The sequence below is a fragment of the Shinella lacus genome (assembly GCF_010994755.1).
Lineage (GTDB): Bacteria > Pseudomonadota > Alphaproteobacteria > Rhizobiales > Rhizobiaceae > Shinella > Shinella lacus.
In genome coordinates, this window is the sequence record NZ_WHSB02000001.1 from 506786 (window position 1) to 529577 (window position 22792).

At 63.9% G+C, this 22792-nt stretch carries 20 protein-coding genes; 13 read left to right on the forward strand and 7 right to left on the reverse strand.

Annotated features, from left to right (window positions below; all coding sequences use genetic code 11):
* Positions 1-23: 23 nt before the first annotated feature.
* The 3 genes from GB927_RS02335 to GB927_RS02345 are packed head-to-tail and all read right to left on the reverse strand — an operon-like array spanning position 24 to position 2489.
* Positions 24-1103: a methyltransferase domain-containing protein gene (locus tag GB927_RS02335; protein ID WP_256114932.1), complete on the reverse strand. Its 1080-nt coding sequence runs from the start codon at positions 1101-1103 to the stop codon at positions 24-26.
* 1 nt (position 1104) lies between these two features.
* On the reverse strand, positions 1105-1485 hold the full coding sequence (locus GB927_RS02340) for a PAAR domain-containing protein (RefSeq protein ID WP_256114933.1): 381 nt from the start codon (positions 1483-1485) through the stop codon (positions 1105-1107).
* Positions 1482-2489 carry an ATP-binding protein gene (locus GB927_RS02345; protein WP_256114934.1) on the reverse strand — a complete coding sequence of 336 codons (1008 nt, stop codon included), beginning with the start codon at positions 2487-2489 and terminating at the stop codon, positions 1482-1484. The genes GB927_RS02340 and GB927_RS02345 overlap by 4 nt, the downstream gene beginning before the upstream one ends.
* On the opposite strand from GB927_RS02345, the gene GB927_RS02350 reads away from it, so the two are divergent.
* The 12 genes from GB927_RS02350 (at position 2457) to GB927_RS02405 (ending at position 16650) form a co-directional block, all read left to right on the forward strand.
* A complete protein-coding gene (locus GB927_RS02350; protein WP_256114935.1) occupies positions 2457-2927 on the forward strand; it encodes an STAS domain-containing protein in 471 nt (156 codons plus the stop codon). The genes GB927_RS02345 and GB927_RS02350 overlap by 33 nt on opposite strands.
* Before the next feature lie 165 nt (positions 2928-3092).
* Positions 3093-5780: a type VI secretion system ATPase TssH gene (gene tssH, locus GB927_RS02355; RefSeq protein ID WP_256114936.1), complete on the forward strand. Its 2688-nt coding sequence runs from the start codon at positions 3093-3095 to the stop codon at positions 5778-5780.
* A 74-nt stretch (positions 5781-5854) separates the two neighbouring features.
* Entirely contained in the window at positions 5855-6331 is a 477-nt protein-coding gene (locus GB927_RS02360) for an Hcp family type VI secretion system effector (protein WP_256114937.1), read from the forward strand.
* A 145-nt stretch (positions 6332-6476) separates the two neighbouring features.
* Positions 6477-8513 carry a type VI secretion system Vgr family protein gene (locus GB927_RS02365; protein WP_256114938.1) on the forward strand — a complete coding sequence of 679 codons (2037 nt, stop codon included), beginning with the start codon at positions 6477-6479 and terminating at the stop codon, positions 8511-8513.
* 9 nt (positions 8514-8522) lie between these two features.
* Complete coding sequence (locus GB927_RS02370) at positions 8523-9131, forward strand: DUF6931 family protein (protein ID WP_256114939.1); 609 nt, start codon at positions 8523-8525, stop codon at positions 9129-9131.
* A gap of 140 nt (positions 9132-9271) precedes the next feature.
* Entirely contained in the window at positions 9272-10402 is a 1131-nt protein-coding gene (gene tssA / locus GB927_RS02375; protein ID WP_256114940.1) for a type VI secretion system protein TssA, read from the forward strand.
* Between the two features lie 49 nt (positions 10403-10451).
* Positions 10452-10961: a type VI secretion system contractile sheath small subunit gene (tssB, locus tag GB927_RS02380; protein ID WP_256114941.1), complete on the forward strand. Its 510-nt coding sequence runs from the start codon at positions 10452-10454 to the stop codon at positions 10959-10961.
* Between the two features lie 4 nt (positions 10962-10965).
* Positions 10966-12459: a type VI secretion system contractile sheath large subunit gene (gene tssC / locus GB927_RS02385; RefSeq protein WP_256114942.1), complete on the forward strand. Its 1494-nt coding sequence runs from the start codon at positions 10966-10968 to the stop codon at positions 12457-12459.
* Positions 12460-12466: 7 nt separating this feature from the next.
* Positions 12467-14005, forward strand: a complete 1539-nt coding sequence (gene tssC, locus GB927_RS02390) for a type VI secretion system contractile sheath large subunit (protein ID WP_256114943.1) — start codon at positions 12467-12469, stop codon at positions 14003-14005.
* A gap of 16 nt (positions 14006-14021) precedes the next feature.
* Positions 14022-14501, forward strand: coding sequence for a type VI secretion system baseplate subunit TssE (gene tssE, locus GB927_RS02395; RefSeq protein ID WP_256114944.1), 480 nt, complete (start codon positions 14022-14024; stop codon positions 14499-14501).
* Between the two features lie 83 nt (positions 14502-14584).
* Positions 14585-15751, forward strand: a complete 1167-nt coding sequence (locus tag GB927_RS02400) for a PP2C family protein-serine/threonine phosphatase (protein WP_256114945.1) — start codon at positions 14585-14587, stop codon at positions 15749-15751.
* Between the two features lie 119 nt (positions 15752-15870).
* The gene (locus GB927_RS02405; protein ID WP_256114946.1) at positions 15871-16650 is read left to right on the forward strand and encodes a hypothetical protein; all 780 of its coding nucleotides are present in this window, start codon (positions 15871-15873) and stop codon (positions 16648-16650) included.
* Between the two features lie 69 nt (positions 16651-16719).
* Here the strand turns inward: GB927_RS02405 and msrA are convergent, their stop codons facing one another.
* Genes msrA through msrB form a run of 3 tightly spaced genes read right to left on the reverse strand, consistent with a single transcriptional unit; the run spans position 16720 to position 19760 of the window.
* The gene (gene msrA, locus GB927_RS02410; protein ID WP_439655465.1) at positions 16720-17442 is read right to left on the reverse strand and encodes a peptide-methionine (S)-S-oxide reductase MsrA; all 723 of its coding nucleotides are present in this window, start codon (positions 17440-17442) and stop codon (positions 16720-16722) included.
* Positions 17443-17458: 16 nt separating this feature from the next.
* Entirely contained in the window at positions 17459-19267 is a 1809-nt protein-coding gene (locus GB927_RS02415; protein WP_256115410.1) for a cytochrome c biogenesis protein DipZ, read from the reverse strand.
* 10 nt (positions 19268-19277) lie between these two features.
* Positions 19278-19760, reverse strand: a complete 483-nt coding sequence (gene msrB / locus GB927_RS02420) for a peptide-methionine (R)-S-oxide reductase MsrB (protein WP_256114947.1) — start codon at positions 19758-19760, stop codon at positions 19278-19280.
* 142 nt (positions 19761-19902) lie between these two features.
* Here msrB and GB927_RS02425 point away from each other — a divergent pair, with 142 nt between their 5' ends.
* The gene (locus tag GB927_RS02425; protein ID WP_256114948.1) at positions 19903-21138 is read left to right on the forward strand and encodes a molybdopterin molybdotransferase MoeA; all 1236 of its coding nucleotides are present in this window, start codon (positions 19903-19905) and stop codon (positions 21136-21138) included.
* A gap of 34 nt (positions 21139-21172) precedes the next feature.
* Here the strand turns inward: GB927_RS02425 and GB927_RS02430 are convergent, their stop codons facing one another.
* The gene (locus GB927_RS02430) at positions 21173-22792 is read right to left on the reverse strand and encodes a dihydroxyacetone kinase subunit DhaK (protein ID WP_256114949.1); all 1620 of its coding nucleotides are present in this window, start codon (positions 22790-22792) and stop codon (positions 21173-21175) included.

The window sequence follows — 22792 nt, forward strand, 5'->3', positions numbered from 1 at the left end:
GGAATCGCTGGCTTGGCCGGATGTTACCCCACCGTTTTACGAGCGACTACCAGATATGCGGAATAATACATGCAGGATCGGTCGTGCAACCGGACATGCCAGGGTGCTTCTCCGACCGAGCCCGTGCGCCGCAGGCTGCCGGCGGCGAGCGGCCCTTCGGAGAGCAGGAGGTCGAGGATGGCCTCCGGGCTGCCGGCGTGGGTTGAGCGCTGCGAATGGCCGCCAAGCCAGGCCTCCACCGGCGTCACCTGCCCCGCCCAGTCGAAGGGCACGGACAACACGGCGCTGCCTTCGTCCACCAGCACGCGGCTGATCTCGGTGAGGCCCGCGCGCGGATCGCGCATACAATCGACGACGTTCATGCCGATGGCGAGCGCGAAAGTGCCGGAGGTAAAGGGCAGTGCCAGCGCATCGCAGAGCCAGACGTCGCCGCGCCCTTCGGCCCCGTGGCTGAGCGGATAGGTGCGCCGGTCATAGACCAGGCCGATCCGGCGCAAGCCGTAATCGACTTGGCCGCCGACCACGGCCTGGCGGCCGGTGCGTGCCAGCGGCACGGAAAGGTCGATGCCGAGCACGTCGCGGCCGAGCCGTTCGGCGGCGTCCACGACGGTGCGCCCGGCGGCGCAGCCGATATCGAGCACCGGGCCGTCCGGCAGCCCATCGTCCAGCATATCGAGCGCCTGCGTGAGATTGCGCGACACCGCTCCCGGCACCCCGCCGCCCGGCACCGGGGGAAAAGCCACGGGATCCTGGTCGCCCCAATGGTCCCAGGCATAGGAGGAGACGTGCTGGCGGATCGATTCGAGGCCGCTGCCCGGCCCCGCCGCATCCCCGAGCAGGCTTTCGACCGCGGGCGTGAGGTCGCTCCGCGCCAAGAGGTAGAAGAGGTTGTCCTGCACGAAGCGGCGTACTTCCGGCACGATGATCGGCATGCCGTCGATGATCGGGAATTCGGAGCCGCAGGCCTGGCAGCCGAGGATGCCGCTGGCGACATCGCCATGCGCCTCCGCCTCGACGACACTCAACACCAGCGGCGCATCCCGCCCGTTCAGGCGGCAGACGGGGCAGACCGGCCGTAGTTTCTCGAAATGGGACAGGCGCACGTCAGCCGCCGATCATCACGGTCGGGCAGCCAGGCGGCAGGATTTTCCCTACGGGGCTCGGGATCGGCGCAACGCAGGCCGCATGCATCGTCATGTCATTGATTCGCGCTGCGGGCAGGTTGCCAATCAGGACCGTCGCGGAGCCCATGCTGATCATGCCCGGCCCGCCAGGAACGCAGCCTGGCAGGGAGCACAGAATGGTCATGTCCGTAACCCTTGCGGCAGGCATGTTGCCAATCAGCACTGTCGGCAAGCCGCCGATGATCGCCAGCGGCAGGGCCGGATGCGGCACGGGCGTCGGAACGAGCGCGGCCGGATGGATCGGCGCATGGCAATGCGGCGCATCCTGCTTGACCAAATCCCCCATGCGCGCGGCGTTCATGATGCCCTATCCGTCCTGCTGGCCAACTGTTTTTCGATGCTCAACACGTTCCAGCCATTACGACGGCAGTAGGAAACCCTGTCAAGCAGCGTGCGGACGAAATGCATGCCGAGCCCGCCGATCTGGCGGCTTTCGAGGTCCGCATCGAGATCCGGCTCGGGAATGCCGAGCGGATCGAAGGGGCGGCCGTCGTCCTGCACCTCGATCGCCAGGCGGTCCGCGGCAATCGACAGCGACAGCAGGATCTCGTGCGCCTCGCCGTCCTCGAAACCATAATTCACGGCGTTGGTGAGGATCTCGTCGAGCGCGACGTCGATGCGTGTGACGTCCTCCTCGCCGACGCCGTGCATCTCCAGGAAGCGCCGCACCTTTTCGGCCGCGACCTGGATGTCGCCATGGCTGTTGCCGATGGAAAAGATCGTCTCCTGCGCCAGGCGCCCCGGCGTCTTGAACAGCAGCGCGCAGGCGGCGCCGGAGCGGCTGCGGTCGATGCCGTCGCGGATAAGCCCGGCAATGTCCTTCGATGGCGCAGTGGCTTTGGGCGGATCGATATCGCCGGCGGCAAGCCAGGCGACGTCGCCGGACACCATTTCCCGCTGATTCGTCCGGCCGGAGATCGTCACCGCCGCCTTTCCACGCGCCGCATAAGACACCTTGCCGGACACCACGTCGAGAACGAGCAGGCCGATATCGAGGCCGGCTGTGTCGACGTGTGCCGCAAGCGCCTCCAGCGCCTGCCCCGCGCTCAGCGTCGTCGCGACGACCGCGCGCAACAATTGGCGCAGGCCTGTCGCGCGCAGCGCCGCGTCGATATCGCCCCCCGCGACGCGGGCCGTGCTGATCGCGAGCACCGAGCGGGCCGGCCAATGGTGATCGTAGAAGGAGATCGACCCACGCCCGTCACCGGCGCCGCCCTCCAGCTCGGCCTCGCGCCGGACGGGGAAACGCTGCGGCGAGAGCGACGCGCGCAGATGCGCGACAAGGGCTTCATCCGACACTGCCATCACGTCGTCACCCCAAAGCGTTTCAAAAAACCTTCTGGCAAGTCGTATAACTTTCTGAAATCATCACGCCACAAAGTGATCAACAGGAAGCCCGAGGTCAATATCATCATGAACATTGCCGAGACGCGGCAGGCAAACAGCCTAGTCGTCGCGCCCACCGGGCGGATAGACAGCCAGACCTCTCCGGTTTTCGACAGGCACCTCTCCGCCATCATCGAACGGGGCGACGTGAACCTGATCATCGACCTGGCGGGCCTGGAATATATCAGCAGCACTGGGCTTTCCGCCTTTCTCTCCGCAGCAAAAAAGGTTCGCGCGGCAGGCGGACGCATGTCGCTGACCGGGCTGAACAGTCGTATCCGTCTGGTCTTCGAAATGAGTGGTTTCTTAAGGTTGTTCCCAATCTATGCCAACGTAGATGCCGCACTCTCCGGCTGAAGGCCGATAGGGCGGTAGACTTTTACGGGAACTAGGAATTAGAGTTGCCCGTCATCTTGCCTATATGAATTGATTCTAGTCATCTTTTTGCGTTGGTGCGGATTGTCGCGTCGGCGCGGCAAAAGCTGGGGGGCCGCTTTGCTAAACGTAGATCTGCAATCACTCGTGGGGCGTCTGAACGCACTTTGCCGTTCGACGCTCGAAGGCGCGGTCGGGCTGACGCTTTCGCGCACCCATTACAATGTCGAAATCGAACATTGGCTGACGAAGCTCGTGGAGACGCCCGACAGCGACGTCGCGGCCATCCTGCGGCATTTCGAGATCGATTCGAGCCGGCTTCTGGCGGACCTGACCAAGGTGCTGGACCGGCTGAAGACCGGCAACAGCCGCTCGCCGGCGCTGACGCCGAACGTCGTCAAATGGATCCGCGAGGCTTGGATCTATGGTTCGCTGCAATCCGGCGACACGTCGATCCGCAGCGGTTACCTCCTCGTCAGCCTGCTCGGCGACGATGCACTGTCGGCGCTGGCGCGTGATGCGTCCTCGCAATTCGCCCGAATCAATGCCGAGGTGCTGAAGACCGGCCTGATGAAGATCGTGTCGGGCAGCAGCGAGGCCGGCCAGTCCGCCTCGGGCGCAAAGGCGACATCCTCCTCCGGTGACGCGCCCGCATCGTCCGGCTCCGGCGTCGTCAGCGGTTCCGCGCTCGACCAGTACACGATCAACCTGACGGCGCGTGCGCGCGACGGCAAGATCGACCCCGTGCTCGGCCGCGATTCCGAAACGCGCCAGATCGTCGATATCCTCACCCGCCGCCGGCAGAACAACCCGATCCTCACTGGCGAAGCCGGCGTCGGCAAGACGGCCGTCGTCGAGGGTTTTGCGCTGAAGATTGCTGCGGGCGAAGTGCCCCCGGCGCTGGCGGACGTGGAACTGCTCTCGCTCGACCTCGGCCTGCTCCAGGCCGGCGCTGGCATGAAGGGCGAGTTCGAGAACCGGCTGAAGAAGGTGATCGAGGAGGTCAAGGCCTCGGCGAAACCGATCATCATGTTCATCGACGAGGCGCATACGCTGATCGGCGCCGGTGGTGCCGCCGGCCAGAACGACGCTGCGAACCTCTTGAAGCCTGCCCTTGCCCGCGGCGAGATGCGCACGATCGCCGCCACGACCTGGGCGGAATACAAGAAATATTTCGAACGCGACCCTGCGCTGACGCGCCGCTTCCAGGTGGTCAAGGTGGAGGAGCCCGGCGACGAGGCCGCCATCGCCATGATGCGCGGCCTGATCCCGACGCTCGAACGCCATCATGGCGTGCGTGTGCTCGCCGAAGCCGTGGAGGACGCAGTCCGGCTGTCCCGCCGCTACATTCCGAGCCGCCAGCTGCCCGACAAGGCGGTGAGCCTGCTCGACACAGCCTGCGGGCGCGTCGCCATTGCGAGCAACGCCGTTCCGGCCGTCGTCGAGGATCGCCGCCGCCGGGTCAACATGATCGACACCGATCTCGGCGTGCTGACGCGCGAAACCAAGATCGGCACGGACCATTCCGGGCGCATCGCTGATCTCAAGGACGAGCGGGTGCGCGTCTCCGAGGAACTCGAAAAGCTCGAAGAACAGTGGAACCGTGAAAAGGACCTGGTCGGGCAAATTCGCGCGCTGCACGATGCACTGACCGGGCCGGACGACGCACCTGCGGGCGAAAAGACCCCCGAGGAGATGAAGGCGGAACTGGCGACGCTGACGGCCGAATTGGAAGCGCTGCAGGGCGAGACGCCGCTGATGCGCGTGACGGTCGACGGCCAGGCGATTGCCGAGGTGGTCGGCAACTGGACGGGCATTCCCGTCGGCCGCATGGTTTCCAACGAGATCAAGACGATCCTCGCCCTCAACGACAAGCTGCGCGAGCGCGTCATCGGCCAGTCGCATGCCCTGGAAGCGATCGCCGAGACGATACGCACCTCGCGCGCCAAACTGCTCGATCCGCGCAAGCCCATCGGCGTCTTCCTGATGGTCGGCACGTCCGGCGTCGGCAAGACCGAGACGGCGCTGGCACTCGCCGACCTGCTCTATGGCGGCGAGCAGAACCTCACCGTCATCAACATGTCGGAATTCAAGGAAGAGCATAAGGTCTCGATGCTGGTCGGCTCGCCGCCCGGTTATGTCGGCTACGGCGAAGGCGGCGTCTTGACGGAAGCCGTGCGCCGGCGGCCCTATTCGGTGATCCTGTTCGACGAGATGGAAAAGGCCCATCCCGGCGTGCAGGACGTGTTCTACCAGGTGTTCGACAAGGGCATGCTGCGCGACGGCGAAGGCCGCGACATCGACTTCAAGAACACCGTCATCATCATGACCTCGAATGCCGGCACCGACCTCATCCACCGCCTCTACGCCGATCCGGCCAAGCGGCCGGATGTCACGGAGCTGACGGAGGCAATCCGGCCGGAGCTGCTCAAGAGCTTCAAGCCGGCCTTCCTCGGGCGCTGCTCGGTCGTGCCCTATTTCCCGCTCGCAGACGACGTGATCCGCAAGATCGTCACGCTGCAGCTCAACCGCATCCGCAAGCGGTTCGCGGAGAATTACAACGCGACGCTCACCTGGGACGAGACGCTCGTCGAAGCGATCGCCAGCCGCTGCACCGAGGTGGAAAGCGGCGCACGAAACATCGAGTACATTCTGTCGCGTGGGCTTCTGCCGCGGCTTTCGTCGCATGTTCTCGCCGTCATGGCGGATGGCGGCCAGATCGGCGGATTGAAAGCCGTGCTCGATGAAAACGGCCAGTTCGAATTCCACGCGCAAACTTCGGGCGATACGGTCGTGCAGCCGGACCAACCGCCGGAATTCGTGGCAGCACAATGAAGGCAATCCGGGGCGATTCTTAATAGTCCTCGTCTATCGACAACACCTCCATCAGGATACCAAGGGAGCTAACTATGGCAGTCTATCTGAAGTACGAAGGCATCGAAGGGGAAGCGACGCACGAAGCCCACAAGAAATGGATTGACGTGCAGTCCCTGCAGTTCGGCGTTGGCCGCGGCATCTCCACGCCCACCGGCGCCAGCACGAACCGCGAATCCAGCCAGCCAAGCGTCAGCGAAGTCGTCGTCACCAAGACGCTCGACAGTTCCTCGACGGCGATCTTCGCCGAGTCCGTAACGGGCACGGCAGGCAAGAAGGTTGAAATCCACCTCGTAAATACGGGCGACCCGGGCGACACCTATGTCGAATACACGCTGACCGACGCACTTATCTCGGGCTACAGCGTCTCGTCTGGCGGCGACCGTCCGACGGAATCGATCTCCATCAACTTTACCAAGATCGAGTTCAAGTTCACGGCATTCGACGCGAAGAACAAGACTGCCAGCCCGAAGGTTGTCGGTTACAACATTGCCACGGGCAAGAAGATCTAACGTCGGTAGATTTGCCTTCGCGGCGCGGTCTTCTCGCGAAAGCGGGCCGCGCCGTAGGCTTCGACGGTGGCGGCTTGCCCGCCTCCGGCCTATTCAAACGACGTCGATGCGTGCCGCGCACACATCCTTCGGGTAGCAAGACTCTATGGCGACGACCCTAGCTCAAGAGGACCATTGGATCACCCTGGAGACTCCTCTTGGGAAAGATGCCTTTCTTGCGACGGAAGCGCGTGGCAAGGAAGGCATTTCCAACCTCTTCGAATTCACCATCAGCGCCCTGTCCACCCGTGCGACGATCGATCCAAGTGATCTGCTGGGCAAGAGCGTGACGCTCTCCATGGCCAGACCCCGCAGCACGCGCCGCTATGTCAACGGCATCGTCACCGCCTTTTCCGCCGGCGCTTTCACGCGCAACGATTACCGGCTCTATACACTCGTCATCTCACCCAGCCTGTGGCTTCTCAAGCGCACGTCCGATCACAAGGTTTTCCAGGAAAAGACCGCCGTCGAGATCGTCGAGCAGCTTTTGGCGGACAGCGCCATCACCTTCGAAAAGAAGCTCAACTCTACCTACGATCCTTCGGAATACCGGGTGCAATTCGGCGAAACGGATTTCGACTTCTTCCAGCGCCTCCTCGCCGAGGAAGGCATCTTCTATTTTTTCAAGCACGAGGACGGAAAGCACACGCTGGTGCTGGCCGACAATGCTTCCGCCTACGCCGAATGCCTGCAGGATACGGTCGAATACCGCCAGGGCCAGGAGGAGGCCGTAGACGGCGTCCACACCTTCGACAGCGGGGCGAGCCTCACCGATGCAATGTGGCATATCGAAGACTACGACTTCGAAAAGCCGGCAAACACGATCGAGGGTGAGCGCAAGGCGAACCAGCAGCCGGCCGCCGGAAAGAAATGGGAGCACTTTCGCTTTCCCGGCAATTCCGTCAAGTCCGACACGCTGAAGCGTTTCGCCACCGTCGCCATCGACGCCGCCGAGGCAGGCTTCGAGACGACGACCGGAGGCGGCACATGCGCAAGCTTCACGAGCGGCCATGCCTTCACGCTGAAGGCTCACCCCGTGGATGGCGAAAACCGCCGCATGACGCTGACCGAGATACGTCACGAAGCTCTCGACCGCGCGTATTTCAACATCCGGCCCGGCACGGAGGGCAAACCGTACTATCGCAACACCTTTTCCTGCATTCCGGCAGCGCGTATCGCCCGTAATCCGCTACCGACGCCCAAACCCATCGTGCAAGGTCCGCAGACCGCCCTCGTCGTCGGGCCTTCCGGCGAGGAAATCCACACCGATAAATACGGACGCATCCGCGTGCAGTTCCATTGGGATCGTTACGGCAAGAAGAACGAGACAAGTTCCTGCTTCGTGCGCGTGGCGCAATCGCTCGCCGGCAGCAACTGGGGCTCCGTCTTCGTGCCGCGCATCGGCATGGAGGTCGTCGTGCAGTTCCTTGACGGCGATCCGGACCGCCCATTGGTAACGGGCGCCGTCTACAATGCCGACAACATGCCGCCCTGGGCTCTGCCCACCAACATGACGAAGAGCGGCCTGCTGACGCGCAGCAGCAAATCGGGCCAGACGGCGAATGCCAACGAGCTTTCCTTCGAGGACAAGAAGGGCGAGGAGAAGATCACCTTCCACGCCGAAAAGGACTTTCTGCGCGAGGTTGAGAACGACGACACGCTGACCGTCGACCACGACCAGAAACGCACGATCAAGAACGATCGCACTACCGAGATCACAGAAGGCAATGAGACCTTCACGATCAAGAAGGGCAACCGGACAGAGAAGATCGAGACCGGAAACGAGACGCTCGACATCGACAAGGGCAAGCGCACGGTGACAATTGCCACCGGTGGCGACACGCTGACGCTCAAGCAAGGCGACCGGGCGGTGACGTTGAACGTGGGCAGCGACACCCTGACCCTCACCCAGGGCAATCAGACAACGAAGGCCAGCGCCGGCAAGATAACCCTCGAGGCGATGCAGGGCATTACGCTGAAATGCGGTAGCAGCACAGTGGAGCTCACCCAGGCCGGCATCACCATCAAAGGTGTCACGGTGTCGATCGAAGGGTCCGCCCAAAGCGAGATCAAGGGCCCGATCGTCAATGTCGCGGGCGATGGTATGGCCATCGTCAAGGGCGGCATGGTCAAGATCAATTAGGGGTAGATGGTGAAAATCCAGACGGAAGCCTTTCGCAAGGTGACAGCCCAGACGGCACAGGATATCTGCGGCCGGGCGGAGCTTTCAGCCGAGGCCCTCCCCTTTCTATTGCCCACCCTGTCGCCACAGGGTTTCCTGTCGCTTCTGGTCGAGGCGGAAAACATTGGGGACGCCATACGTTTCCTCGCCTTCACCTTGCCGATCCGCGAGGCGATCTGGTGGTGCTATGTCGTCGCTAAAACCAGCATTCCGGCACCGACGGAGCTGGAATTGCTGTGCCTGGAGCGTACGGCCGCCTGGGTCTACGAGCCGGACGATTCCCGCCGCCGCTCTTGCATGGAGTGCGCCGAATCGGCCAAGTTCAAGGGGGCTGCGGCCTATGCGGCACTCGCGGTCTTCTGGTCGGGCGGAAGCCTTGCGCCGGAAGGCATGCCGGACGCAGACGCCGACCCTCGGTTGGGGCCGATCGGTGCCGGGGCGTCGGTGCTGCTGTCGATTACAGCAGGAGATGCTAAGAACCTTGTGGAGCGCTTCGAGACAGCGGTGACACGAGGGGTGAACATTGCCAATGGCGGCAACGGCTGGTTGCCGGGCGAGCGGCCGACGGGAAGCAATTGATCCCAGCCGAATCGAGAGATTCGTTTCAAGATCGATTAAGTATTTGGGGCTAAGCATTCTTCTGCCAGCTCCGCGCGTGCGGTATCCGAGTAAAAGTTTCCAAGCGACCAGGCCCCGCAAGGGCAGGAGGATATCTACCCATGGCTCTGCCGCAGGTCATCGATATCGACGCTCTGCTCCAGGCGATCTCGGAAGAGGCGCCTGCCGGGACAGATCCGCGCGCCGATAGCTCGCCTGCCTCGCTCTATTACCGCACCAAGGACGCCCGCAACGCCGCCCGCTCCGCGGAACGCGCCGCCGTCGAGACCGGTGGTGCATCGCCCGAGGAATGGGACACCGTCGCCGACACCGCGATGACGATCCTCGCTTCCCACGGCAAGGATCTCGAAATCGCCGCTTGGCTCGTTGAGGCTCTCTTGCGAACCGAAGGTTTTGCCGGCCTGCGCGACGGCATGAAGGTGCTCACCGGCATCGTCAACGGCTTCTGGGAAACCTGCTTCCCCGAGCTCGACGAAGACGGTGTGGAAGGAAAAGTTTCCGCAGTCGCGGGCCTCAACGGTTCGGGCGCGGTCGGAACACTCATTCAGCCGATCCGGCTTGTATCGATCACGCGCGGCTCGCAATGGAGCTTTTCGCTCTGGAACTACGAGCAGGCGCGCGACCTCGCGAAGGTCACTGATCCCGACCGCCGCCAGGAGCGCATCGACAACGGCGCCGTGACCATGGAGCAATTCCTGGAAAGCGTGGCGGATACATCCGTCGCCTTCTTCGCCGAAACCCAGGCCGTCATCGTGGAGACGCTGGCGGCGCTGGCGGAGATGTCTGCAGCCTTCGATGCGGTGGCTGGTGTCGATGCACCGCCCGTTTCAGCGCTTCGCGAAATGCTGGAGGAAATCTCCCGCTCGATTGCCCACTTCGCCGCGGACAAACTTGCAGTCGCGAACTATTCTGCCGACAGCGAGGAAGTTTCCGCCGGCGACGCGGGCCAGCAAGGTGAAGGCGGTCAGCAGGTGTCCGGCACCGTCGTCGTCCGCAAGATCGAGGGCTACCAGTCCCGTGACGAGGCGTTGGCGGAACTGACGCGCATTTCCGCTTACTTTCGCAAAACCGAACCGCATTCGCCCATGTCGTACACGCTTGAAGACGCCGTCCGGCGTGCGCGCATGAGCCTACCCGATCTGTTGGTGGAACTGGTCGAAGACCCGGCCCACCTTCAGCGCATCCTGTTGGCGGCGGGCATCAAGCCGCCGTCGACCGAACAAGGTTATTAATTCCCTATCGCATATCCGCAACCATTCACCGCTTGAAGAGGGGGCCGTCATGGCAGAAAGCGTTCAACAGAAGCTCAAAAGGGTGCGCGCACCGCGCGTCCACATCACTTACGACGTGGAAACGGAAGGCGCACAGGTCCGCAAGGAACTGCCCTTCGTCGTGGGCGTCATCGGCGATTTCTCCGGCAAGCCCTACGAGCCGCTGAAGCCGCTGCGCGACCGCAAGTTCATCCAGATCGACCGTGACAACTTCGACGACGTCATGCAGCGCATGACGCCCGGCGCGGAATTCAAGGTCGAGAACACGCTGGCCGGCGACGATACGTTGATGCCGGTCTCGCTGAAGTTCAAGTCGATCAACGACTTCGAGCCCGGCGCCGTCGTTGAACAGGTCGAGCCGCTTCGCAAGCTTCTCGCCGTTCGCAACAAGCTGCGCGACCTGATGTCGAAGGTGGACCGGTCGGAAGAACTCGAAAGCCTCCTGGAGGAGGTCCTGCAGAACACCGACAAGCTTGCATCCCTTGCCAACGAGCTTGGCGCCGAGAAAGCGAAGGAGTAGTCGAATGAGCGCCGAGACCCAAACAGCCGGCAGCACAGCCGTCGCAGAAGAAACCGGCTCCCTGAGCCTTCTCGACCAGGCCATCCAGGTCACCAAGACCGCCGAGCCGGACGAAATCCAGGACCTGTTGCGCACGCTGACGTCGGAAGCCCTTTCCGGCACGGTCACGTTCAGCAAGAACCTGACGCAGACCTTCAACAAGGCGATTGCCGCAATCGACGAAAAGATGTCGAAGCAGCTGACCGCCATCATGCACAATGAAGAATTCCAGAAGCTGGAAGGCAGCTGGCGTGGCCTCAACTACCTCGTCAAGAATTCGGAAACCAGCTCGACGCTGAAAATCCGCGTTCTCAACCTGTCGAAGAAGGAACTGCACAAGGACTTGACCAAGGCAGTCGAGTTCGACCAGAGCCAGACCTTCAAGAAGCTCTACGAAAACGAATTCGGCACACCCGGCGGCGAGCCCTACGGCGCGCTCATCGGCGACTTCGAGTTCGGCTCCGGCACGGAAGACCTCGAAGTGCTGCAGGGCATGTCCAATGTCGCTGCAGCCTCCTTCGCGCCCTTCATCTCGGCCGCAAGCCCGAAAATGTTCGGCCTGGAAAGCTTCACCGAACTCTCCAAGCCGCGCGATCTCGAAAAGATCTTCGACAGCTCGGAATACATCAAGTGGCGCGGTTTCCGTGACAGCGAAGACAGCCGCTTCGTCACGCTGACCATGCCGCGCGTGCTCGCCCGCGTTCCCTTTGGCTCGCAGGGCAAGCAGATCGACGAGTTCAAGTTCGAGGAAGCTCCGATCGACGCCAATGGCGTTGTCAGCAAGATGGAGTCGAACGACTTTACCTGGATGAATGCCTCCTACGCGCTCGGTGAGCGCCTGACATCAGCCTTCTCGAAGTACGGCTGGTGCGTGGCGATCCGCGGTGCGGAAGGCGGCGGCAAGGTCGAGAACCTGCCGACCTTCACCTTCACCAGCGACGACGGCGACGCCGACCAGCAATGCCCGACGGAAATCGGCATCACTGACCGCCGCGAGGCAGAGCTTTCCAAGCTCGGCTTCCTGCCGCTCTGCCACTACAAGAGCACGGACTACGCGGTGTTCTTCGGCGCGCAGACCACGCAGCGCGCGAAGAAGTACGACAAGCCCGATGCAACGGCCAACGCGGCGATCTCTGCCCGTCTGCCTTATATCATGGCAACGTCGCGCTTCTCGCACTACCTCAAGGTCATGGGCCGCGACAAGATCGGTTCGTTCCTCGAAGTTCGCGATTGCGAAAACTGGCTCAACAACTGGATCCGCAACTTCGTCAACGGCAATCCGGATGCGAGCGCAGAAATGAAGGCGCAGTATCCTCTCGCCGAAGCCCAGGTTACGGTGAAGGAAATCCCCGGTTCCCCGGGTGCCTACAACGCTGTCGCTTATCTCCGCCCGTGGTTGCAGATGGAAGAGCTCACTGCATCCATGCGCCTCGTCGCGCGCATCCCGCAGATGGGCTGACGCAGGCATGGAACACGACGCAGTCATCGCCGTGGAAGACGCTTCCAGCGGCGATGGCGCAAAAAGCGAAGCCGGCATTCGGCTTCGCATCATCGATGCGGTTCTCGAGCGTGGCGGAGAGGAAACCTCCGCCACGCTCGACCGTTTCATCGCGAGCGACGACCCGGCGGAGTGCCTTCGCCTGTGGTTCGGCACACGCGGCGGCGGCGATGGCTGGCGGGCGGTGCTAACCCGAGACATCGCGGCGATCGATCCGCTGCTTGGCGACCAGGTCGATGCGATCATCCACACGGCGGAGTTCAAGGCGCTCGAAGCCACTTGGCGCGGCGTCGATTTGCTGCTGTCGGAAACCGGCAACGACGACAAGGTCCGCATCAAGCTCTTCAATGTCACATGGTCCGAACTCTCGCGCGATTTCGATCGCGCGATCGAATTCGATCAGAGCACATTGTTCGCCAAGGTCTACAGCGAGGAATATGGCATGCCAGGCGGCGTGCCATATGGGCTGCTGCTTTGCGACCATGCGGTGCGTCACCGCGCGCCATCGGGTAGCGCGGGCCCGCAGGACGATGTCGGCACACTTTCCGGCCTGGCGCAGGTCGCGGCGGCATCGTTTTCTCCCTGCATCCTTGGTGCCGCACCGGAACTGTTCGGGGTCACCACTTTCGCCGACCTCTCCTATGCGCAGCGGCTCGATGCCGGTTTCCAGCTCGGTGAGTATCACCGCTGGCGCCGGCTCCGCGACCTGGAGGACAGCCGCTTCCTCGGGATCGCCATGCCGCGCATCCTGTTGCGCGACCGCTATAAGGACTCCGCCTCACGGCAGGACGGTTTCCGCTATAGCGAAGGCGGAGCGGGCGTCGATTCCTGGTTATGGGGCAATGCCGCCTTCGCCTTCGGCGTGATCTCCATCCGTGCGTTTCGCGAATGGGGCTGGTTTGCCGATATGTGTGGTACGCGCGGCCCGCAGGCCGATCTTGGCGGCGTCATCAGCCACCTGCCGGTTGCGCAATTTTCGACCGGCGAGAAGGTCGCCTATCGGCGGCCGCTGGAAGTCGAGCTGACCGACAAGAAGCAAAAGATTTTGGAAGCTCTCGGTTTCATCGCGCTCACGCCGTGCAATTTCGATCGCTCTGTCGTCTTCCTTGGCGCGCAATCGCTTTATGCGGCACCGAGTGACAACGACCTTCCAGCCCAGGTGAACGGCCGACTTTCCTCCATGCTGCACTACGTCATGTGTATGAGCCGGTTCGCCCACTACGTGAAGATCATGGCGCGCGACCGGGTCGGCGCCTATACGACGCCGCAGGATCTCGAACGTTACCTCGAAGAATGGCTGCGCAACTACACGATCGGCAACACCGACGCCAGCGCGGAGTTGAAGGCGCGTTATCCGCTCGCCGGCGCGCGATTGGAAATGAGCGAGGTCAGCGGTCGGCCCGGCGTGATGAACTGCGTGCTGCACCTCCAGCCGCATTTCCAGTTCGACCAAGTCGTGACGGGGTTCCGGATGCGGACCGAAGTGCAATCCATGCGGTCGCGGTAGCAAGGAAGGATAGAGCATGGCCCGCCTTCCCAACAAAGCGCCTCCGCGGCTTCCCCTCTTCGACCGGCTGCTACAGGGCGACAGTATCGAGACGGATCGCAACGTCGATCGCGCCATGCAAGAGATGCACGAATCCGTGCGGCGTGATCTCGAAATTCTCTTCAACACCCGTCCCGGTCGCCTGCCCGAGGACGAGAGACTTCTGGAACTGCGCCAGTCGATCCTGACCTATGGCCTGCCGGAGGTACAGAGCCAGCACCTCGCCTCGCCCGCCCAGCAGGAACAGTTCCGTAAGCACTTGGAAGAGGTCATCCGCCGCTTCGAGCCGCGCTTCCGTGAGCTTTCCGTCGTGCTGGTCGTGCCGGAAAACCAGATGGAGCGGGTGCTGCGCTTCCAGATCAACGCCCTGATGGAAACCGACAGCTCCAGCGAGGCCGTCACCTTCAACACGGCGATCGACCCCGTCACTGGCATGCTCTCCATCAACGGACGCTGAGCCGTCTTTGAAACCTCCGGCGATTGGCGTAACGTGATGGCGGCCGATCGCGGGTTCTACAGCACAGCATTCATGAGGTCTCTTTGGATTTCTCCCAGGCACGTATCCTCATCGTCGATGATATCGAGGACAACCGGGATGTGCTGGCACGCCGCCTCCGGCGGCTCGGCCTCGTCAACACCGTGCAGGCCGGCGATGGGCTCGAAGCGCTCGAAAAGGTGCGCGCGGAGCCCTTCGACCTGATCCTGCTCGACGTGATGATGCCGCGCATGAATGGCATCGATGCGCTTCAGGCATTGAACGACGAAGGCTGGCTCAAATCGCTGTCCGTCGTGATGATCTCCGCGGCGTCCGAAATCGAGACGGTGGTGCGCTGCATCGAGCTCGGCGCCGAGGATTACCTGCCGAAACCCTTCAACCCGGCACTGCTTGCCGCCCGCGTCGGTGCTGTGCTGGAAAAAAAGTTGCTGCGCGATATCAACCAGCGCCAGCTCGAACGGCTTGAACGGGAGCTGGCGGAAGCCTGGCTCTGCCAGCAATCCATGCTGCCGACCACCTTCCCCGTCAATCCCGCCCAGCTCGATATCTTCGCCAGCATCGACCCGGCGCTGGAAATCGGCGGCGATCTCTACGACGTCTTCGAGGTAACGCCCGGCCTGATTGCGCTGGCGATTGGCGATGTCGCCGGCAAGGGCGCCTCCGCCGCCCTTTTCATGGCGCGCACGCGCAGCCTGCTGCGCGCCGGCACCTTGCAATTCCACGCCATTTCGGGACGGGTGCCGCGCCCCTCGGAAATCATCGCCCTCGTCAATGACGAACTCGGCAAGAACAATCCGAACTCGCGATTTGTCACGCTATTCTACGCCCTGCTGGAGGTCGCCACCGGCCGCCTCACCTACTGCAATGCCGGCCACGTCTACCCGATCTGGACAAGCGGAAACACCGTCGCCGAAGTGGCGACAGCGCCCGATCCCGCGCTCGGTGTCATCGATGCGCTCGACTTCCACGACCACGAGCTCGTGCTCGCCGTGGGCGACCGCCTTTTCCTCACCTCGGATGGCCTTTCGGACATGCAGAACGCTGATCAGGAGCAGTTCGGAACAGAAAACATCCTTGCCGAAATCGCCGCCCGCCCAAACGCGTCTGCAACCGACCTCGCCCGTAGCGTACTGGCGACGGCCTATGCCTTTGCAGACGGCGCGCCGCAATTCGACGACATCACCGTGCTCGTCTTTGGAAGGCTCAGTTAAAGCGCTGTAAAGTCCTCATCCGGTAACATCGCAACTATCAATTGATGGGCGTTGGAATAGCTTCGCGCGCGAAGCTTTAGACCAAGGGGGATATCGTGCCTGGTAGTTTCAATTTTGGTGTGATCGACAAGACCGATGCGGAAGACGTCTGCTGGTGCGTCGTTGAATCTGTCGCGAGTGCGGATGATACGGCCTCGAATCTCATTTCCGTCATTCATTTTCTGCGTGAGGTCTACGGCGCCGAGGAGGCCGACGAAAAGGTCATCCCAAACCCGGCCTTCCTGGCCAATGGCCACGACGGTCTGTCACCCAAGACCCGCAAGTATTTCACCGGGCGGACTTTCAAGGGACTGGGCGGAAGTGCCGTCAGTCTTGCAGGCGGCCTTGCATCCGGCGTGACGGCCGTCGACGTCGGCAGCATTCTGCGCGAGGGAAGCGCTGTTGGCACGACCGCTGCACATCTGATCGGCATCAAGGCGGCCGGCACGGGGTTCAAAAAGAGCGAAACGGTCACGCGCTGGGTCGATGCGATGCTTAAGGCGAAAGTCGCGAAGATCGGCGTTCGCGGCGTGGGCCTGGCAGGCGCCGCTATTCCGATCCCCGCGGTCGGTCTCGCGACTAACATCGCCACGACCGTCGCCAAGCTCGGCATCAAGGTGACGCTGAGCAAGCTCGTCGCTCGCACCGCGATGGAAGTGCACTGGCGTGCCTATCAGGAAACCGTGATTGCCGGTGCCTTCGGCGCCCGTGGCGGGCCGGTCGGCCCCGCCTCTGCGATGTTCCACGAAATCTTCACCAAGCGCAGCTTCACGCGCATCTTCGGCAAACACGACACCGCGGCCCTGATCAAGGAGCCGGCCGGCTGGATGGCGCTGAATGACAAGCTTATGCTGATGTAATGCAGTCTGACCCTGCTCTTTTGGGAGCAGGGTCAAAGCGCTGCGGGCGGAACCTGTTTTTCTCTCCGCTCAGTTCGACGTCTTCGCCTCGGACACCAGCACCGGATCGTTCCGGTAGAGATCGGGGAAGAGCTTTCGCAGGTTCTCGATCTTCGGCATGTCGTTGTAGACGATGTAGGGCTGGCTCGGATTGAGGGTCAGGTAATCCTGGTGGTAGCCTTCCGCCGGGTAGAAGGACTGGCCGGGCTCGAGCTTGGTGACGATGGCCGCGTTGAACAGCCGGGCTTTGTTGAGCTCGGCGATATAGTCCTTCGCGACCTTCGCCTGCGCCTCGTCCTGCGGGAAGATCGCGGTGCGGTACTGCGTGCCGGTATCCGGCCCCTGACGGTTGAGCTGCGTCGGATCATGCGCGACGGAGAAGAAGACCTGCAGCAGCTTGCCGTAGCTGATCTTCGCCGGGTCATAGCTGATCTGCACGGCTTCGGCATGCCCGGTATCGCCGAGGCCGACCATCTCATAATGCGCCGTCTGCGCCGAGCCGCCAGCATAGCCTGAGACGGCATTGCTGACGCCCTCGACATGCTGAAAGACGCCCTGGACGCCCCAGAAGCAGCCGCCGGCGAAGACCGCGACGGCGGTATCCTTCGGCATTGCGATATCCTCGGCAGGCGCTGGAATGGCGATGCCCTCCTGCGCCGCCGCCGGCGCGGCCGAGGCGATGCCGGCGAGCGCGAAGAGCATCAGCGTGGTGGAACGGAAGGTGGGTCTGCGGTGCGTCGATGAATGGGCCATGTCTGGTCTCCGAGTTTCAGCCGAAGGTGAAGGCGTAGGCTTCCACGCCTGGGTCGAGGAAGCGGATTTCAAAGGTACGGTCGCGCGCGGCGTCCTTCTGGCGCACGAGCTGGTAGAGCCGCTGGCCGGTGATCACACCCGTCCCGTCGGCAGCGACGTCGACGCCATGATCCTCCGTCGGCGGCGCGCCGTCCAGCGTCACGCGAAAGCGGATCGGCTTGCCATCCGCCGCCGGGCCGAGCACCAGATGCAGGTCGCGGGCATGGAAGCGGTAGACGATGGCGCCGTCGGCGGTATTGAGTGCTGCATGCTCGCGGCCGATGGTCCACGAGCCGTCGAAACCCCATTCGTTGAGGCGCGGCCCGCCATCTGTGTAGGTGTGGGCCACTTCGTTGACGGCGCCGCCGGGTGACACGAAGTTCTGCGCCCGTTCGTAGCCGATATAGGTTTCCGGCGAGAGCACGTCGGCCGTGTCGGAGGCGGCCTGCGCGCCCGTCGCGTTCACCGCCACGATGTCCGATGCCACCTGCTTGGCGCCGGCCTCGGCCAGAAGTTTCTGGATGACTCGCTCGGACTCGTCATAGCCGCCCTCGCCGAACTTGTGATGCCGGATGCGGCCTTCCGCATCGATGAAATAGTGCGCCGGCCAGTAGCGATTGTTGAACACGCGCCAGATCGCATAGTCGTTGTCGACGGCGACGGGATAGGTAGTGCCGAGATCGGTCGCCGCCTGGCGGACATTGCCGAGGTCCTTCTCGAAGGCGAATTCCGGCGTGTGCACGCCGATCACCACCAGCCCCTGGTCCTTGTACTTCTCGGCCCAGGCGCGAACATAGGGAATGGCACGCAGGCAATTGACGCAGGAATAGGTCCAGAAATCGACCAGCACGACCTTGCCCTTGAGCCCCTCCGTCGTCAGCGGCGGCGAGTTCAGCCATTCGACCGCGCCCGTGAGCGACGGCACGATGCCCTCGACCGGCAGGGCGCCCGTGGCGTTGGCCTGCGGGTTGGCCGCCATCATGGCCGATCCGCCGGCCATCATCGCCGAACCATCCGCCATCATGGCGGGATCGGCCTGCATCATGCCCGAGCCGCCGCTCATGGCGACCGGTTGCTCCGCGCCGAGCGCCTTGATCAACCGCTCTTCCAGCGCGACGGTGCCCGAAAGCGACAGCCGCGTCAGCAGCCCCGTATCGAGCCCGAGCGCGATGGCCGCGACGGCGACGAGGACCGCAGCCCCCAGCCCGCGCCGCACCCATTCACCGGCGCCAAGCGAGCGCTTCATCGCCGCGAAGACACGGCCGCCGACGAGGATCGCCAGCGCCAGCGAGGTCGCCGCGCCCGCGGCATAGGCGAGCAGCAGCACCGTCGTGCCGATATTGGCCCCCTGCAAGGCCGCGCCCGTCAGGATCAGGCCGAGCACCGGGCCGGCGCAGGGCGCCCAAAGCAGGCCGGTCGCGGCGCCGAGCAGCAGCGAGCCGCCAATACCGCCATCCGCCGACCGCGACAGCCGCGCGCCAAAATCCACCAGCGGGCGCGTCACCCGTTCGGCGATGGCGGGGAAGAGCAGCATGATGCCGAAGACGGCGAGCAAACCGATCGCCGCAAAGCGCCCGTAACGGTTTGCCTCCACCGCCCAGCCGCCGGCCACAGCGGCAAGGCTTGCAATGAGCGCGAAGGTGACCGTCATGCCGGCGAGCATGGGCAGGCCGCTCTTCAGGAAAGGCCGGTCGGCCCGCGAGAAGACGAACGGCAGCACGGGCAGGATGCAGGGGCTGACGATGGTCAGCACGCCCCCCAGATAGGCAAGCAGGAACAGCAGCATCATGCGACCTTCAGGTTTCCAGCGATTTGAAGCTGAGGGCAATTCCGTTCATGCAATAGCGCAGGCCCGTGGGCTGCGGGCCGTCGTCGAAGACATGCCCGAGATGCCCGCCGCAACGGCTGCAATGCACCGAGGTGCGGGTCATGCCAAAGGACACGTCGGTCTCGGTGCCCACGGCCTTGTCCAGCGGCGCCCAGAAGCTCGGCCAGCCCGTGCCGCTGTCATACTTGGTCGTCGAGGAGAAGAGATCGAGCTCGCAGCCCTCGCAGGCGAAATTGCCGCGACGGTGCTCGTTGAGGAGCGCGCTTGTAAACGGGCGCTCCGTGCCGCTGCGTCGCAGCACCTCATACTGCTCGGGCGTCAGGAGCGTCTTCCACTCCTCATCCGAATGCGTGACGCTGAACGTGCCGGCCGCGGCCGCGTGCCGAAACGGCGCCCCGGCCAGGATTGCCGCACAGGCGCTCTGAAGTAAAAACCACCGTCTCGAAACCATCTGAAGCCTCCGTATCGATCCGAAAACGTCTCTCGAAGACTGATACGACTCCACGCGCTATATTGTTACAGATATAGCGTCAGTCACAGTGATGTGAACGAAACCGGCGGGTGCACGCCGCCAGCAGCAGGGATGACATGCCATGGGTCTCGACCAGTCCTTCGGGAAAAGCGCCATCAGTGTGGAGGAAGCGCGCCGGCTGATCAATTCCGGCATGCATCTCGTCGGGGAGGAGACGATCGGGCTGCATGCAGCGCTCGGGCGCGTCACGGCGACCGCGTTGACAGCGCTCACGACCTCGCCGCCCTTCGACGTCTCGGCGATGGACGGCTATGCGGTGCGGGCGGCCGAGATATCGTCGGTCGGCATGCGTCTGCCGCTTTCCGGTGCGTCCAGGGCCGGCACGCCTGTCGTGCCCACGCTTTCGCCGGGAACCTGCATGCGCATCTTCACCGGCGCGCCCGTGCCGATCGGGGCGGACGCGATCGTCATCCAGGAGGATGTCGAGGCCGACGGGGGCCGCATCGTCTTCCAGACGCAGGCCAGGCCGGGGCTGTACATTCGCCCGGCGGGGCTGAACTTCAAGGCGGGCGACGAGATCATCCCGGCAGGTCGCACGATCAGCGCACGCGACATCGGCCTTTCGGCTGCCGCCGGCCACGGCACGGTCGCGGTTCGCCGCCGGCCGAGAATTGCCGTGCTCTCCACCGGAGACGAACTGGCGAACGACCCGGCTGGGGCCGGCGCCGGGCGGATATTCGATGCAAACCGGCCCGCCCTCCTCGCGCTCGTGGCCGCCTGGGGCGGCGAGCCGCTCGATCTCGGAATCGCCCTCGACGACGATGCCGCCATCACCACGGCGCTCCAGGGCCTGGACGCCGACCTTCTGCTCGTGACGGGCGGCGCCTCGGTGGGCGATCACGACCGCGTGCGCCCCGCCCTCCAGGCCCTCGGCCTCAGCTTCAATTTCTGGAAGATCCGGATGCGGCCCGGCAAGCCGCTGATGTTCGGCGCGCTCGGCAGCATGCCGGTCCTCGGCCTGCCCGGCAATCCCGTCTCGGCGCTGGTCTGCGCGCTGCTGTTCCTGAAGTCCGCCATCGCCGCCATGACCGGCGGCGATGCCTCCGGACCGCGCTTCGAGACTGCACGGCTGACCTCCCCCATCGGAAAGACGGGCGAGCGCGACGATTATCTCCGCGCAACCGTCACCGCCAGCGATGGCGAACTCACCGTCGCGGCCTTCACGGAACAGGACAGCTCGATGCTCGCCCTCCTCGCGGCGTCAAACGCCCTGCTCTTCCGCTCTGCCGGTGCGCCCGCAGCGGCCGCCGGCGAGACAGTCAAGGTCGTTCGTTTCGACACGCTTGCGGGCTATTGATATCCATAAGCCCGACCGATGATGCAGCGTCCTGTCAGCTCGCCAGATGCTCGAAAAGACGCGCGACCGCTTCCGCACCCGGATCGACGTGACCTTCAAGCTGCTTGGCGTTGATGTAGGCGGCGCGGCCGGCTTTGGCGCGGGTCAGCGTTGCGGTGAAGTTTGCACCCTTCCTTGCCGCAGCCGCGGCGGCGGCGATGTTTTCTCCGAGCGCGTCGAGGGCGGGGGAAAGGGCGTCCACCATGGTCCGGTCGCCGATGCTGGCGCCACCGATCTCCTGCATGCGGGCGAGGCCTGCGCGCAGCGCCTCGCGCATCGGCAGTCCGCTCGACGCGCCGTCGCCTGCGGCGGCGAAGAAGATGGCGAGCAGCACGCCGGAGGAGCCGCCCATGGTCTGGCTCAGCTCCTGACCGATGGCCCGCAGCAACTGGGTGTGATCGGAGAGCGGCAGGCGGTCGATCGCGTTGATCAGCGCACGGGCAGCACCCGCCAGCGTCGAGCCGGTATCGCCGTCGCCGGATTTCGCGTCCAGCGCATTGAGGTCCTGTTCGGCGGCGATCAGCACGTTGCAGCAATTGATCAGGAATTCGCGCGTCGCCCGATGCTCCGAGCGCATGGGCGTGATCGGCGTCAGGCCGTCCGGCAGGGCCGCGATGGCGATGGGCCGCACCTCGGAAACCCCCGGCCAGGCGGCGATCGAAACCGGCGCCTTCAGGAGCTCAAGCTCGGCCGCGTCGGCGGCGAAGACCGAGATCGAAAAACCCTGCATGTCGAGCGAGGTCATCAGCGGCGCCGGGCCGATCGCATGGGCGATCTTTCCGCCGATGGACGACCCGAGCAGGTCACGGGCGAGCACGGACATTTCCAGCTCGGACGTGCCGCCGAGATTGTTGATCAGCGCGACATGCGGCCCCTCGCCCATGACGGCGGCGAGCCGCTCCGCCATGGTCGCGACGGAGGGACGGGCGCCGGCGAAATCGATCTGCTCGACGCCGGCTTCGCCATGGATGCCGAGGCCGAGTTCGGCCTTGCCCTCCGGGATACGGTCCTCCTTCGGCGAGCCCGGAACCCGGCAGGTATCGAGCGACATGCCGATGGAATGCGTGCTGGCAATGACGTGCCTTGCCGCTGCCGTCACCGTTTCGAGGTCGGCGCCCCGTTCGGCAAGCGCCCCGGCGATCTTGTGCACGAACAGCGTGCCGGCGACGCCGCGCGCCTGCGGCAGGTCGGGAAGCGCGATGTCGTCCCCGACGATCACCATCGAGACATTGAGCCCGAAGGCACGCGCGCGCTCGGCGGCGAGGCCGAAATTCAGCCGGTCGCCGGTATAGTTCTTGACGATGAGCAGGCAACCGGCCGGCCCCGTCACCGCCAGGATACCGGCGAGCACGGCGTCCACACTCGGCGAGGCGAAGACATCGCCGCAGACCGCGGCCGTCAGCATGCCCTTGCCGACGAAGCCGACATGGGCGGGCTCGTGGCCCGAGCCGCCGCCGGAGACGATCGCCACGCGCGACTTGTCCCAATCGCTGCGCAGCACGACGCGGATATGCGGATAGCCATCGAGACGGGTGAGCGCGCCGCCGGACAAGGCCAGCAACCCATCGATCGCCTCGGTGACGACGTCTTCGCGCTTGTTGATGAATTGCGCCAT